General features: G+C 48.0%; 14 protein-coding genes. 8 read left to right on the top strand and 6 right to left on the bottom strand.

What is annotated here, in order from left to right; genetic code table 11:
• The 3 genes from A3750_RS21890 to A3750_RS21880 all read left to right on the top strand — a co-directional run.
• On the top strand, positions 1-567 hold a 567-nt coding region (locus A3750_RS21890), incomplete at its 5' end, for an SDR family NAD(P)-dependent oxidoreductase (RefSeq protein ID WP_156498830.1).
• 10 nt (positions 568-577) lie between these two features.
• Positions 578-1,759 (top strand): acetyl-CoA C-acyltransferase, encoded by a 1,182-nt coding sequence (locus A3750_RS21885; protein WP_068458405.1) that lies wholly within the window; start codon positions 578-580, stop codon positions 1,757-1,759.
• Between the two features lie 185 nt (positions 1,760-1,944).
• On the top strand, positions 1,945-2,322 hold the full coding sequence (locus A3750_RS21880; protein WP_068456960.1) for a hypothetical protein: 378 nt from the start codon (positions 1,945-1,947) through the stop codon (positions 2,320-2,322).
• A gap of 84 nt (positions 2,323-2,406) precedes the next feature.
• On the opposite strand, the gene A3750_RS21875 is transcribed toward A3750_RS21880, so the two are convergent.
• Entirely contained in the window at positions 2,407-3,207 is an 801-nt protein-coding gene (locus A3750_RS21875) for a hypothetical protein (RefSeq protein WP_156492454.1), read from the bottom strand.
• 324 nt (positions 3,208-3,531) lie between these two features.
• Between A3750_RS21875 and A3750_RS21870 the strand changes: the two genes are divergently transcribed.
• A complete protein-coding gene (locus tag A3750_RS21870; protein WP_068456967.1) occupies positions 3,532-3,918 on the top strand; it encodes a SirB2 family protein in 387 nt (128 codons plus the stop codon).
• Positions 3,919-4,061: 143 nt separating this feature from the next.
• Here A3750_RS21870 and A3750_RS21865 read toward each other — a convergent pair whose 3' ends face one another.
• The 3 genes from A3750_RS21865 to A3750_RS21855 all read right to left on the bottom strand — a co-directional run bounded on the left by A3750_RS21865 (position 4,062) and on the right by A3750_RS21855 (position 8,324).
• Positions 4,062-6,347 (bottom strand): bifunctional diguanylate cyclase/phosphodiesterase, encoded by a 2,286-nt coding sequence (locus A3750_RS21865; protein ID WP_068464299.1) that lies wholly within the window; start codon positions 6,345-6,347, stop codon positions 4,062-4,064.
• A gap of 80 nt (positions 6,348-6,427) precedes the next feature.
• Entirely contained in the window at positions 6,428-7,519 is a 1,092-nt protein-coding gene (dctP, locus tag A3750_RS21860; RefSeq protein ID WP_068453563.1) for a TRAP transporter substrate-binding protein DctP, read from the bottom strand.
• Positions 7,520-7,652: 133 nt separating this feature from the next.
• Entirely contained in the window at positions 7,653-8,324 is a 672-nt protein-coding gene (locus tag A3750_RS21855; protein ID WP_068453565.1) for an RluA family pseudouridine synthase, read from the bottom strand.
• A gap of 164 nt (positions 8,325-8,488) precedes the next feature.
• Here A3750_RS21855 and A3750_RS21850 point away from each other — a divergent pair, with 164 nt between their 5' ends.
• The 3 genes from A3750_RS21850 to A3750_RS21840 all read left to right on the top strand — a co-directional run bounded on the left by A3750_RS21850 (position 8,489) and on the right by A3750_RS21840 (position 10,838).
• Positions 8,489-9,556 (top strand): hypothetical protein, encoded by a 1,068-nt coding sequence (locus tag A3750_RS21850; protein WP_068453567.1) that lies wholly within the window; start codon positions 8,489-8,491, stop codon positions 9,554-9,556.
• 4 nt (positions 9,557-9,560) lie between these two features.
• Entirely contained in the window at positions 9,561-10,265 is a 705-nt protein-coding gene (locus A3750_RS21845; RefSeq protein WP_068453569.1) for a 16S rRNA pseudouridine(516) synthase, read from the top strand.
• A gap of 162 nt (positions 10,266-10,427) precedes the next feature.
• Positions 10,428-10,838 (top strand): hypothetical protein, encoded by a 411-nt coding sequence (locus tag A3750_RS21840; protein WP_068453571.1) that lies wholly within the window; start codon positions 10,428-10,430, stop codon positions 10,836-10,838.
• A 99-nt stretch (positions 10,839-10,937) separates the two neighbouring features.
• On the opposite strand, the gene A3750_RS21835 is transcribed toward A3750_RS21840, so the two are convergent.
• Complete coding sequence (locus tag A3750_RS21835; RefSeq protein WP_068453573.1) at positions 10,938-11,405, bottom strand: nuclear transport factor 2 family protein; 468 nt, start codon at positions 11,403-11,405, stop codon at positions 10,938-10,940.
• A gap of 270 nt (positions 11,406-11,675) precedes the next feature.
• On the opposite strand from A3750_RS21835, the gene rluF reads away from it, so the two are divergent.
• The gene (gene rluF / locus A3750_RS21830; RefSeq protein WP_068453576.1) at positions 11,676-12,773 is read left to right on the top strand and encodes a 23S rRNA pseudouridine(2604) synthase RluF; all 1,098 of its coding nucleotides are present in this window, start codon (positions 11,676-11,678) and stop codon (positions 12,771-12,773) included.
• A 67-nt stretch (positions 12,774-12,840) separates the two neighbouring features.
• Here rluF and A3750_RS21825 read toward each other — a convergent pair whose 3' ends face one another.
• Positions 12,841-13,701, bottom strand: a complete 861-nt coding sequence (locus A3750_RS21825) for a PA4780 family RIO1-like protein kinase (protein WP_068453578.1) — start codon at positions 13,699-13,701, stop codon at positions 12,841-12,843.
• Between the last annotated feature and the right edge of the window lie 536 nt (positions 13,702-14,237).

Here is a 14,237-nt window from a genome sequence, read left to right as displayed (position 1 = left end):
CAACTGGTAGTGGATGTTCACCTTATGGGCAGCGTTAACTGTACCAAAGCCGTGTGGCAGATCATGCGGGATCAGAACTATGGGCGTATCGTCATGACCACATCATCCTCCGGTATGTATGGCAACTTTGGCCAAACCAACTACGGCGCTGCGAAAATGGCGGTGCTTGGTTTCATGAACACTCTTGTTCTTGAAGGCGCGAAAAACAACATCCGTGTAAACGCGCTTTCTCCAACAGCGGCAACACGTATGACGGAAGACCTACTCAGCGAACAGTTGCTTGCGATGCTTCAACCTGAAGCCGTAACCGCTGGATTAATCACTTTGTGTCATGAAGATGCGCCAAACCGACTTATCCTTTGTGCAGGCGCTGGCGGTTACGCAAGCACACGCCTATTCGAAACGGAAGGTGCATTCATCCCTGCAGAAGAGCAAGCTGGCGAAGCAGTATTAAGTAAAATGCCAGAGATTTGCGACACAGACCGTCAATCAGAATTGGCGTCGGGTCCAAGTCAAACTGAGAAGTTCCTTAAAATGGCCGCAGCACATCTCGCTGCAAACGCATAAGGTGACCAAGATGAGAGAAGCAGTAATTGTAAGTGCAGCTCGCACCCCAATCGGAAAAGCGTATCGCGGAGCATTCAATGACACAGAGGCACCGAGCCTTTCTGCGCACGCTGTTAAAGCCGCCGTTGAGCGCTCTGGTGTAGATCCGGCTGAAATCGACGACTGCGTATTCGGCGCAGCACTCCAACAGGGTACGCAAGGCAGCAATTTCGCTCGTGTTGTTGCAATGGCTTCGGGCCTGCCTGTTAGTGTTGCCGGTATGACGCTGGATCGTCAGTGCGCCTCAGGAGTCATGTCCATCGCGACGGCGGCGAAACAAATCATGGTAGATGGCGCGCCAATCACGATCGCTGGCGGTTGTGAGTCCATCTCTTTGGTGCAGAATGACAAGATGAACATCACTCGCATGATCGACCCAAACGCGGTCGCACATGCTCCAGCCTTGTATATGCCCATGCTCGATACAGCAGAAGTGGTTGCCAAGCGCTATAACATCTCGCGCGAAGCGCAAGACGAGTATGCGGTTGAATCACAAGCGCGCACTGCCGCAGCGCAGGAAGCCGGCAAATTTGACCAAGAGATTATTCCTGTTACGACGACCAAACTGGTTCAAAACAAAGAAACCGGCGAAATCAGCAAAGAAACCGTTACGCTAGTTCAGGATGAAGGTAACCGTCCAGGCACGAACTTCGAAGGTCTTTCTGGCTTGCGCACCGTGCGCGAAAACGGCTGCATCACAGGAGGCAACGCATCCCAACTCTCTGATGGCGCTGCCGCGGTTGTGATGATGGACAGCAAGCTGGCCGAGCAACGCAATCTGAATGCCTTGGGTATTTACCGCGGCATGGCTGTGGCGGGTTGTGAGCCAGATGAAATGGGCATCGGTCCGATCTACGCAATTCCTAAGCTATTAAAGCGCTTTAATCTCACAATGGATGACATCGGTTTGTGGGAGTTAAACGAAGCATTTGCCGTTCAGGTTATCTACTGTCGTGACAAACTTGAGATTCCACACGATCGTTTGAACGTAAACGGTGGCGCTATCTCTATCGGCCATCCTTACGGCATGAGCGGCGCTCGCATGGCAATGCACGCGTTAATCGAAGGGAAACGTCGTGGCGTTCGCTATGTTGTTGTGACAATGTGCGTCGGCGGTGGCATGGGCGCAGCGGCGTTGTTCGAAGTCGCGTAATACCCAATCCACGTCAGACGGTTAGACGCATCACAAGGCGCATAGCATCCACTTTGCGCCTTTGTTTTATCTGCAACAGTGTATTGCTAACCGTGCCTTTTTACGCAACACGCCAAGTGCTATGGTTACGGTTTTACTTGGGGTGACATAACGTCCTCCAAGCAACTATAAACAGGAAATGCGCCATGGCCGAGATTTTGACGATCTGCCTTGTCATTGTTGGTTTGATTAATTTCCTACCCGTTGTTGGCATTATCTCGGCTCCAAAGCTTGAGTCCGCATACGCAATTTCATTACAAAGTATCGAGCTGCAAATCCTCATGCGTCATCGCGCATTGCTGTTTGGTATTTTGGGCGGATTTATACTTTTCTCAGCCTTTAACCCCACCTACCAAATCGCAGCAATGGTTATGGCTGCTGTCAGCATGATTGGCTTCGCTGTTATCGTGCTCATATCAGAAGGCTATAACGCAGCGATCGCAAAGGTCTTCAAAATTGACATAGTGGCGATCGTATTCTTAGCCATTGCAGCAGCGCTAAAATACTATATTGAAGTCCGTTAGGGCTCGATAGCAGCGCGCAACCTCTCTGGCTTGCAAGTAGCCGCTGCATTCGGGTTAACATTCAAGCACTATCAAAGACGCCGATCAAAGCAAGTGAAACAATCTAGAACGGCGTTTAGCGGGCAGCACTTTAATCTCTCCACTTTCCGGCGCTCCCTCTCGTGTTGCAAACACAGTTCTAATGCGTGGTACCTCAGCTTCATCACACTCGATCACAAATTGTGTTTCTTCCAGACTAAATTGCACAAGCCATTTCGTATGGCTCAAATGCGGATACGCACTTTGCTCGGGCATGGGCGCGCTTTGAAAACCCGCATACACATCGACCAACACCTTAACCAAACATTCCGCCGTCACCGCATAGCCCGTCGCCCAGGCACAGCGTCGCATAAACGCGCGACCGACTGCATGTGCGCTCAAAGCCATGAGTCGTTCAGACGTCCACGTATTAATTGGATCGGATGGATTGCACACCGAACGACACAGATACAATACGCCACCCTCTTCCTCATCGTCATTCCACGCACCGCTCGGCTCAATGTAGTAAACCGTCGATGTCGCTTCCCTTTGCCCAATGACTTCCGTCGCACCAAGCTGCTCCTGCATAAGCTCTTTGATGCGCTTATAGTGCATACGTTTTTTGCGCGAAGAGTCTTTGTTGCATCGCGCCATGTCTGCTGCAGCAACGTCAATCGACCCTTTGATACCTGCATCAAGAACGTGTAGTGACGATATGAACTCATCGGCCATAGAGCGCGCTTCACTTGGGCTAAGCTTGACCCGCGAACTAAACGCGAACGAGTCACTTGAACGGGGCTTAAAAAAGTTTGCTAGACCATCAATCTGATAGTGCGTTTGATTTACGTTATAAGCAGGTGTCATCACGGTTCAGCTCCACATTGGTGAGTACTTATCTCGTAGAGTAATGGCCGTTGCGACACTTCTTGTCGCGAAAGAGCAAAACTACTCAGCCAGCAAAGGAGTTTGCGTACGGCTCCCATCTCAAAGAAAACACAGATCTTGAGGCACACACCCGATCCCAAGGATCACAGCGATCGAGAGCAACGGTTCGGCGCGAGAATTGATCGCTTTAACTATCGCATTCAACATAAGTCGTCTTGGTGAATTACAATGTGCTCAATGAGGCTATGATCGACTTTTTTGGGCATCACTGGCTTTTAACTCAATTACTAAACAGGGACGTTCTTTATGTCTTACCTCGCTTTAAAGCATCTCCACATAACATGCGCGCTACTTACGATCGTGTCGTTTTCTCTGCGAGGTTATTGGATGCTCGTGGACTCGCAATTATTGCAGCATAAACTCGTGCGTATCTTGCCGCACATGGTCGATACCGTATTGCTGGTGAGCGCAGTCGCACTCACCATCACTATCCAACAATATCCTTTTCAAGACGCATGGTTGACGGCAAAGCTGTTCGCACTACTGGTGTATATCGCATTTGGCACGATGGCGCTAAAACGAGGAAGAACCAAACGCACCCGAGCCGTTTATTTCGTCCTATCGATAGCGACATTTGTCTATATTTTTAGCGTCGCTCGTTCGCATCAAGCCATACCATGGTTTGACGTGTAGAACACAGCCAAGCGGCCATTTCGAATCGCTGGCAAACACTTAAGGGAGGATTAATTTTGCGGAGCCGCAGAGCTTGGGCTGATAAGGAGGAGTTCGAAAACAAACTAAGAAGACATTAGAGTCCTCACGCTGCGAAACAAAGCTTAGTGATCAACGCGCTTCATCTTGACGACATTACCTTCTGCTTTGGGCGCAATAAACTCAAGAAAGTCGAAATAAGTTAACGGACGGGAGAAATGGTAACCTTGGCCATACTCGCATCCAAGGCTCTGAAGAAAGAGGTGGTGTTCTTCACTTTCGATGCCTTCCGCCACAGACTCCAGACCGAGTGAGTTAGAAAGCGCAACAATCGTCTCTACCACCGACTTGGCCTGCTCACTGCTCTCGAGCTCCATAACAAAAGACTTATCAATTTTAAGCGTTTCGATCGGTAGTTTTGTTAAATAATTCAGCGATGAATATCCTGTACCAAAATCGTCGAGCGCAATACTAAAGCCCATATCTCTTAACTTTTGCAGCGCCTGAATTGAATGATCTAAATCAGAAATGATTGAGCTCTCGGTAATCTCAAACTCAATCCAATCCGTTTTAATACTGTGCTTTTCGACTTGCTGTCGAATAAACGGTAATAAGGCCTCTGAGTGCAACTGAACAGGCGACAGATTAATCGCCATTTTTAAAGGTTTAACGCGTCTACGAACATTCAAATCGTAGGTTACAGCAAACGCTTGCTCAATCACCCAGTTACCTATCTGAATGATAATATCGCTTTCTTCTGCCACCGGAATAAATTCATCCGGGGGGATCATTCCAAATTCATTGTTTTTCCAGCGGATCAACGCCTCAGCGCCGATCGTTTCCTGATCACCCGACAAACTTATCTTCGGTTGATATTCAAGAAAGAACTCATCGTTATCAATGGCGCTTCTTAGCAACGACCTTATTCGCTGTTTGTGTTGGTTCTTCTGATCTAACTCAGAAGAGTAAAAAGTGTATCTGCACTTACCGGTTTCTTTTGCTTGATACATTGCTGCATCCGCATACTTAATCAGTTGTTCAACCTCTTCCCCATCATTTGGGAAGAGACTGACACCGATAGACGCGCCAAACTTAAACTCTTTACCTTGAAAGGTAATCGGCTTGCTCGCTAACTCTAAGAGATCTTCAGCTAGATGGACCATATCCTCCGCGCACTTCAAATGCGGAGCGATAACAGTAAACTCGTCACCCCCGAGGCGCGATAAGTGATCGGTATCCCGCACTCTTGATCGGAATCGTTTCGCAACCTCGATCAATAATCGATCGCCAGAAGAGTGGCCCAACGAGTCATTGATATGCTTAAAGTCATCCAGATCAATAAATAGAAGGCCCATCATGCTGCCCGCGCGCTTCGCCGCTTTTACCTCTGCATGGATCAGATCTTCAAACTTTCTTCGGTTGTATAGCTTTGTTAGCGGGTCATAGAAAGCGAGGCTCTTGAGCTGCTCTTCTGACTCCTTCTGTTGCGAAATATCCTGAAAAACAAACACCCGACACAGTTGCTGTTGCACTTCGTTAAAAACCTGCGAGGCGGTTAAGTGCACAGGAAACGCCGTCCCATCTTTTCTTCGGCAGAGCGCTTCGCCACTCCATTTCGTTTGTCGCTCAATAGCCGAATCAACTTCATCAACGAGGCGACTACCAGAGTCTTCGATCACAAAGTAATCACATGGTTTGTTATTCACGTCGTTTTCGTCAAAGCCGGTCATAAAACAAAACGCGGGATTAACACCAATCACACGATGATCGCTATCCAGATATACGATCCCTTCCTCAATGCTATTAATCGTTCGATTGGCAATTTCTAAAGACTCTAGAGGCTTGATGAGTACTTTGCGTATGCTGATATACAGCGCCGAAACGATGAAAATTGAAATGAACATCGTTTGGATGAGATCAAATTTCAGTGCGCTGACCTGCTGCTCTCGCAGAGGTTGATTATTAAAGTAAACCGACACCTTCCCGATGGTCATCGACCCATTTTTAATGGGATGATCAATGCGATATTTGTGCTCATCAAGCGCCTGTTGATAAGACTCGTTAAGCGCGACCACGTTGCCATCAGCGTCTTTCGTTCTCCCCATATAGGTGTGACCAAACCGACCATACACAACAATCGCATCGACGTAGCGTGCTTTCATTTCAGAGTTTAAAATAGCGACAGCGGCATCTTCCGAAAACTTCCGGTTTACCGAGCTCTGGTATATCTCCCAAATAGACGGGCTGACCTGCTCCGCAATACGTGCTGAAATGACTTTGCCGTTAGTTGAGATCTCATTTTCAAAATGCAAGCTACTGTATATGTAACGCGTTACAACGAAAACGCTCATCACAACAATGGTCACGAGAACGAGAATAATCGCCAAACGACCTGAGAAATGCTCTTTCATTGGCGAGAACCACACTTCATAGACTGGTTGGACTTGATAGACATCATCGATTAACGACCACGTTCACAGCGGCTATCTTTTTACTGATCATAGGGGCCAAACACCTCGTAATACGCCTCATATCGTTTCTTGAACGCTTGCTTTCGATCAATCAAATCACGCGTGAATTGATTACGCGACTTGTACAGGGCATCGATTTTCTTCGAGGCTGCGCGCCACCGCTCAATATCGTCTTTACTCCATTTAGTAATCTTGGTGTCGGAAGATAAAAACTTCTCATAGGCTTCGATATCTTTCTTTTTCGACTTAAGGGTCGTCGTTAAGGTGTATGAATGAATGGCTGTTTCAAGAATTTCTTGTAGATCGTCGGGAAGCTGCTCAAACGCCTCTTTGTTGATAAGAAAATCGGAGACTACAGAGGGTTGCCAAATCGCCGGCACAATAGCAAAAGGGCTGATATCATTGAGTCCCAGCTCCCAAGCACCACCTGCCGTGGTCCACTCCACAGCGTCTAGCTCGCCGCTTTCTAGCGCAGGCCTAATTTCATCAGGAGTTAGCGGAATCGTGAATGCACTCGCGGCCTCAGCGAGCACCTCGCTCGGTAATCCGGGCCCAATTCGTACTTTTTTATTCTCTAAATCGTCTAGACCAGAAATCGGCTCGCGGGATAGTAGTCCAAACTCCATTCCTGGCCACCAAGCAGGCCGCCATACTATGCCTTTTGGCTCAGATAACTGATTGGCGAGTTTGATCCCCTGTTCTTCGAAAAAGAAGATCATAGAGGCATCAATATTCATCAAGTCAAAGGGGCCAGCATTCATCACGGCCCAAGCAGGATCTTGTGCTGACCACCAATTCGGCCATCCGTTACCCATTTGCACAGTACCTTGGCGCACTGCATTAAAAATATCCGGGCCGCTAGCCAAGCTCTTTGCGCCTCCGGGGTAAGCCGTAATATCGAGCCGTCCGCCCGACATTACTCTTACCTTGTCGGCCATCACAATTAGCTGTTGATAGTCGACACTCGACTCAACCGCTTGCGATTGCAGCTTCCACTCAAAGGTTTTGTTTGATTCTGAGTTACTGCAGGCAGAAAGCAGAAAAACAATCGTTGGTATGAGCAGAGAAAAACGTGCTGTCTTACTATACGTACTGTACTTGGAAGTATTCATGTCGAAAGCGCATCGCGAAAGCCTAATTAGTTACATCCAGTGTAGTACATTCGCTTGAGAACACGATTAAAAATCAACCAGTTAATTGTATGTGTATTTATATTTCCCCGGCACTCGCTATGCGACGCAGCGCTTAGAACGGACAAGGACATTCAACACGAAGGCGCTGTTTCGATATAGGGTGATCAAAGCAGATCTCAGACGCATGCAACATCAATCTATCGGCCATGTGAAACGCTTCGTCCGAAGCGTATAAGTCGCAGCCAAGAATGGGATGGCCTATCTGCTGGCTGTGTATTCTCAGTTGGTGGGTACGGCCGGTTACAGGGCAAAACAGCACTCGGGTCGCAAACACGTTTTCTGCGTATTCAAGCACCTTGAAACGCGTTTGTGCCGGCTTACCATCACTCTGACAGATTTTTTGCAATGGAAAGTTAGGTGGGTCTTTCGCAATGGGGTAGTCAATCACGCCCTCCGCCTCAGAAACGTGACCATGTAAGAGTGCGACGTAGCGTTTTTCAACAGTACGCGCTTGGAACTGCTTTCCTATTTGCGCATTAATCTGTTTGTTTAAGGCGACCACCATAATGCCAGATGTGCCAAAATCGAGCCGATGCAGCAAGGTAGCCGTAGGAAACTCTTTCACCAAACGATAATGCACTGAGTCGATGTTTGCGGGATGTTTACCAGAAAGACTAAGCAGCTTGCTCGGTTTGTTGATCAACAAAAGATGTTCGTCTTGAAATAGGATTTCAATCTCTTCACAACAGGGGGGTACAATAAACGGATCGGCTTGTGGCTGCATTCGGGTGCGCTCGTGTAGGTCAAGGCAGGACTATACAGAGCTAGGCCTTTTAAAAACATAGGCTCCGTATAAACATAGGACTTTGGGAAACATAGGCCTTTGGGAAACATAGCCCTTTGGGAAACATAGGCAGTTTATAAAGAAGTACAGGCTTAACGAAAACCATGACCCTAAACGAAATTTCCAAGACTGTCCTAGACCCCAACAGCTCGAGAAAACAGTTGCACGGTGCACTCGATCAATTTGCACAGATTTGCAGCAAGATATCAAACCTTGAGCCTGATCCGACCTACACAGCATGGTCGGACGATACCTTTTTAAGCCAAGGCGTCGCGATCAATCCAAACGCAGCGGCCTATTGCATCAAGGATTATCAACGCAGCGTGGCGTTTATTCGCGGTGTGTATGGCGCTCTAAAGTGCCTAAGAACACGCGCTGATGCAGCTAGTGAAACGGAGGTGTTGTATGCAGGCTGTGGCCCTTTTGCCACCCTGCTCTTGCCGGTTTTACACCTGTTCGATCCAAGTGAATTACATATTCACCTAATAGATATTCACCAGAGTTCGCTCGACAGTGTAGCAACACTAATATCCTCACTCGGGCTATCAGAGTATCGAATAGAACTCGTTCAAGCAGATGCATGCACATATCAGCATCCTGTTTTGCTCGATCTCGTTATCGTCGAAACCATGCAAAAAGCACTCGAACAGGAACCTCAGCTCGCTGTGACGGCAAACCTAGCTCCACAACTTGCAACAAATGGCATTTTCATACCTGAAGAGATCAATATTGAGCTGTGTCTCGCGCATCTTGATGAAGAACACGCGGCGTGCAAAGCAGGTCAAACACTAAATGAGTTGGAATTGATCAGTGAGGGTAAAAGGCAGCCAATCAGCAAGCTAATGCAACTTTCTGCTTCTAGCGTGTGTGCGTTGACGCATCACAGGCAAGGTACTTTCAACGATCACCCCAAGCAGACAATATCCAACGAGCTGGCTCTGAGTACAGTGACCATCCCAGATCTAGAAAACTTAGGCGACTATCAGCCTCTGCTTTTTACCCGCATCTCGGTATTCGCAGAACATAGATTAAACGATTACGAATCGTCTCTTACCCTACCAAGCCGATGTGTTGAGCTTGAACCATTGGTGTCGGGCGCCTGCTATCGTGCGTCCTACGCGTTGGGATCATACCCAAAGATTCAGTGGCAGCGCGAAGAGAACGGCAAGTAGAATCATGCAACAATCTCGCTCACGCCTAGACCGCTTCCTCCGAAGTCATGCAAATCTCAACAAGCACGACATTCGACGTCTACTCGCTCAACGACGGGTTCAAGTGGACGGTAATGTCACAACCGACGCAACGCACATCATTGATCACTTTTCCCACATCGTACTCGACGGACAAACACTACAAAGCAACACCCCTTATTACGTGATGCTCAACAAGCCCACCGGCGTAGTGAGCGCAACCAAGGATGATGCACACCGTACCGTTGTTGATTTACTGGATTATGCATTTCGAGCGGAGCTACATATCGCCGGGCGTCTAGATCTTAACTCTTCCGGGCTACTGTTACTCACCAACGACAGCCGTTGGTCGCGAAGGCTCACCGATCCTCAACATAAAGTGGCTAAGCGTTACCGCGTTCGCGTCGAGAATCCCATCTCAGAGGACTATATTCAAGCATTTGCCGAAGGCATGTACTTTTCGTATGAGGATATCTACACCGAACCGGTTAAGCTAACGATCATCGAGCCCTGCGTCGCCGAACTCACGCTTGTTGAAGGCCGATACCATCAAATAAAACGCATGTTTGGCCGTTTTAGAAATCCCGTGAACGCGCTGCATCGGTATGCTATCGGAAGCATTTCGCTCGACCCGACATTGCATGAAGGCGAAAGTAGGTTACTAACCGAAAAGGAGATCCACCTCTCTTAACACGCTCCTCTTGCTTTGCACTAAGGCTCAATAATCCATAGACTCCCCGCTTCTTCTCGCTCGCGCATTTTTTAAAACGCGCGCGCTTTACTGATTAGTCACTTTTTCGTCTGTTAACGATGAATACTCTGATTGCTCGCTAAACCATTAAACAGGTACACAATGAACAGCAAAAAACTCTTCGCAACTGCGGCTTTTGTTGCCGCGCTTCAGACTCCGACAATGGCATTGGCCGAAACGAGCCGTGTGAAACTCGGTGCAGCCTTCGACTTAGGATTGGGTGTTACGGCGCAAGTAGACAAGTTTGATCTATTCGCGGGTGATGATGGCGCTGCAATCGACTATCGCATCTATAGCAAAAACCTCGAGGCAAGCGGTCCTTTAACCCTTTATATTTCAGCGGGTGGCTATGCGGACTGGGACGGCGACTTTGGTGCGCGTATGCCAGTAGGCTTAGAGCTCGACTTTGCCCCAAAATGGCAAGCATTTGGCGCGCTCATTCCTGATTTGGAAATCCATGACGACACAGATTTTGATATCGAAGCGGCAATCGGCATTCGTTATCAACTATAAAAACGCATAGAAATATGCAGAAGAAAAGGGGACGCAACAAAGCTTGCGTCCCCTTTTCTTCTGCTTCCTACATGACTTTCTCCGCCAGAGCGCTCTGCTTCAGATCGAGCGTTTATAACGTTGTAAGTTTCTGCTAGCTGTCTTTCTCACTTTGTTTCGCAGTAAGCTCGACCACCCCATCAACTGCCCAGGCACACCGAGAGCCTGCTTGCTCCAACGCCAAAAATCAAACCGATCACGGTGGCGGTAAATCAGACCATCTTTAAACTCAAACGTCGCATCAACGATGTTGTGCACATCTCTATTCGTCATCGAGAAACGATACCGCGGCTCCCAGTGGGCACTGCCCTTTAGCTCATCACAGTGCACCTCAGAAAATTCTAAGCGGAATTCTTTTGCCTGAGCGCAGAGCATCTTCCACATCAGGCCAACATCTTCGCCTTGCAAGCAAAACACTTCATCTTCAAAGGCGGCATCAGGATGATAGCAAGCGGCCATAGCACCGCCATCACGTTTTTGAAAAGCCTGATAAAACTGATTAACTAACTGCTCGTTCGCGTTCGCCATAGAGGTTTATGCCTAGTGAATTAGTCGGCCCGGTATATTTGGGAAAACACCATTTCGATAGAGCGAATAATCACGACCTAACCTATATCCACTTATTCACCCGATTACGCCTTACCAAAAAAGGAGCGTGAATATCGACGCAAAAAGAACCCTTACAATAGTCACGACTTAGTCGAGATCAAGCGCGAACTCCTGCTACACTATGCGCTCTTTCGATCTCTTGGTAGCGCAATGAGTGAGCGCTTCAGCTTTTAACCTACGTGGAGCACCATGTTTAACAAAGCCACAACTCGATTAAACAAATACATCAGTGAAAGCGGCATATGTTCACGCCGAGAGGCCGATCGTTTTATCGAGCAAGGTAACGTTTTTATTAACGGTAGGCGTGCACAAATGGGCGACAAAGTCGCTGCGGGAGACACGGTAAAAGTCAATGGCCAATCGATTGAACCGCGTGATGCCGAAGACCTGATTTTTATCGCCCTGAATAAGCCTGTCGGCATTGTGAGTACAACTGAGAGCTCCGAGCGCGCCAACATCGTCGACTTTGTTCGCCACGGCGCCCGTATTTTTCCGATCGGTCGCTTGGACAAAGATTCGCAGGGTCTTATCTTCCTAACCAACAACGGCGACTTGGTAAACAAAATACTGCGTGCGGGGAATAACCACGAAAAAGAATACATCGTTACCGTTGACCGCCCTATTACCGATAAATTTATTCAGGGCATGGCCTCTGGCGTACCGATACTCGGCACAATGACCAAAAAATGTAAGGTCGAGAAAGAAGGCACGCATGCATTTCGTATTACCTTGGTTCAAGGTTTAAACCGACAAATTCGTCGTATGTGCGAGCATTTCGGTTACCAAGTCCAACAACTCAATCGCGTGCGGATCATGCATGTTGATTTAAAAGGCTTACCGGTCGGTGAGTGGCGTGACCTGACGCAAAAAGAGCTAAAGCTCATGAATGACGCTATCCAAGACTCGTCATCAGAAGGCCAGACCGGCGCAGGTAGATCATCAACCTCTCCAACACGAAAACCGGCAAGAAACGCCCAAGGTACAAAGCGGAATAAAAGTGGCGTGGCGTCGGGCGGTAAGCAAAACGCATCAGGAAGAACGAAGGCTGGTGGTAGATCATCGGGCAAGCCCGGTGAGCGCGCTGGCCGCTCCGACAGCAAAACCAAGGGTAAAGCGGGCGGACGTTCAGATAGGCGCACTGACAAAAAATCTGGAGGAAAATCAGACTCTAAGCAAAGCCCGAAGCAAGGCCAGAAGCAAGGCCAAAAACCGCGCACCAGCAGTGGACGGCCAAATTCAAAGCCTAAAAATACATCGCGAAAGACTGGCGGAAGTAAAAAGCGCTAACGCTGAGACCGAGACTCATCCATCTTAGGCTTTAAAATTTTGAAACGGCTCTTTTCTATATTAGACGCTAGGTATTCTCTCTTTCAGATTCCCGGATACGCTCTTGTCGTTCCCGTTCTTCTTGCATCACTGCGTTGATTTCGTCTAGTACAGCCCCTACATCAGCGCTGTCGCCATCATCATCAAACTCGCCAGTGAGAATTGATTGAGGTGTTAAATCCCCCTCTTCATACAGCGCCCATATCTCTTTAGCGTATTGCGTTTGTAATAAGGCAGGGGCAAATTCACCATAATAACGACGCATATTATTTACGTCGCGCGTGAACATCTCTTGTGCGCTATTGTTAGCGGCGGCATTAACAGCTTGGGGTAAGTCGATAATGACAGGGCCACTTTCATCAACGAGTACGTTAAACTCGGATAAATCGCCGTGCACAATTCCCTCGCAAAGCATGAGCTTAATGTAGTGAATCATTAGCGCGTAATCTTCAATGGCTTGCTCTTCAGACATCAGCACATCGCCAAGTCTTGGTGCGACATTACCCTCTTCGTCTGTAATCAGCTCCATTAACAATACGCCGTCTACACAACCAAACGTTTCAGGAACACGCACCGAAGCTCGGGCTAAACGAGACAGCGCGTCAACCTCGGCATTTTGCCAAACCTTTTCCTGCTCTTGACGACCATAGTTGGATCTTTTTTGCATGGCCCGCGCTTGGCGGCCACTCCGCGCTTTCCGCCCTTCTTGATATTGCGCGGCCTTTTTGAAGCTGCGCTTCATCGCATCTTTGTAGACTTTTGCGCAACGAATGGTCTCGCGACAACGCACGACAAATATATCCGCTTCTTTCCCGCTCATTAGGCGGCTTATGACTTCATCAATCAAGCCATCTTCGACGAGAGGCTGCAGTCGTTTAGGCGTTTTCATGAGATACCCGATTTTAGTAGTCGGTGGTCCATCGTATATTTTATCGGCATATGACTAAATGTATGTGCACCAAGAAAACGAATCCTTGCTGTTTTGGTTAGTGGCCTGAGAGCGGTTATGGCGAAAAGTGCAAGCTTGTAACAAGCCGATAGAAACGCACCCAACGCCATATTAATTTCACAGAACGATCTTTTCATAGGAAAGCTCTAGCCATCCTATCGATTAATAGAAAGAAGTATACGCAGTTTACTTTGCGCTTCCGAGACAAATCTAAAAAACAAAACGAGATACTGGCGATGCCGCTGGATTACACTTCGCTGTCGCTGCGAAGCCAAATCACGATCGGAAGATAGAACGGCATCTGCTCAAGATCGAACATGCATTTATAGAGATAGGCGCTTATTAAACCGAGGCTTTATAAAAAGCGCTCTTTCCCAAAGAATTGATTCGACCCTATTACTGTTCACACTCAGAAACGCAATAACAACATACTCTTGATAAACTTTGGGCGAGATAAGAAGGCGAAAGACTGCTTG

It is taken from the genome of Oleiphilus sp. HI0079 (assembly GCF_001635105.1).
Note: the sequence above shows the minus strand (reverse complement) of the source record. Positions and strands in the feature narration are given on the sequence as shown.

What these genes read in the sequence shown, in the direction of transcription:
- A3750_RS21885 (WP_068458405.1), top strand. Translation starts at nt 578, where the DNA reads ATGAGAGAAGCAGTAATTGTAAGTGCAGCTCGCACCCCAATCGGAAAA.
- A3750_RS21880 (WP_068456960.1), top strand. Translation starts at nt 1,945, where the DNA reads ATGGCCGAGATTTTGACGATCTGCCTTGTCATTGTTGGTTTGATTAAT.
- A3750_RS21870 (WP_068456967.1), top strand. Translation starts at nt 3,532, where the DNA reads ATGTCTTACCTCGCTTTAAAGCATCTCCACATAACATGCGCGCTACTT.
- A3750_RS21865 (WP_068464299.1), bottom strand. Translation starts at nt 6,347, where the DNA reads ATGAAAGAGCATTTCTCAGGTCGTTTGGCGATTATTCTCGTTCTCGTG.
- dctP (WP_068453563.1), bottom strand. Translation starts at nt 7,519, where the DNA reads ATGAATACTTCCAAGTACAGTACGTATAGTAAGACAGCACGTTTTTCT.
- A3750_RS21855 (WP_068453565.1), bottom strand. Translation starts at nt 8,324, where the DNA reads ATGCAGCCACAAGCCGATCCGTTTATTGTACCCCCCTGTTGTGAAGAG.
- A3750_RS21850 (WP_068453567.1), top strand. Translation starts at nt 8,489, where the DNA reads ATGACCCTAAACGAAATTTCCAAGACTGTCCTAGACCCCAACAGCTCG.
- A3750_RS21845 (WP_068453569.1), top strand. Translation starts at nt 9,561, where the DNA reads ATGCAACAATCTCGCTCACGCCTAGACCGCTTCCTCCGAAGTCATGCA.
- A3750_RS21840 (WP_068453571.1), top strand. Translation starts at nt 10,428, where the DNA reads ATGAACAGCAAAAAACTCTTCGCAACTGCGGCTTTTGTTGCCGCGCTT.
- A3750_RS21835 (WP_068453573.1), bottom strand. Translation starts at nt 11,405, where the DNA reads ATGGCGAACGCGAACGAGCAGTTAGTTAATCAGTTTTATCAGGCTTTT.
- rluF (WP_068453576.1), top strand. Translation starts at nt 11,676, where the DNA reads ATGTTTAACAAAGCCACAACTCGATTAAACAAATACATCAGTGAAAGC.
- A3750_RS21825 (WP_068453578.1), bottom strand. Translation starts at nt 13,701, where the DNA reads ATGAAAACGCCTAAACGACTGCAGCCTCTCGTCGAAGATGGCTTGATT.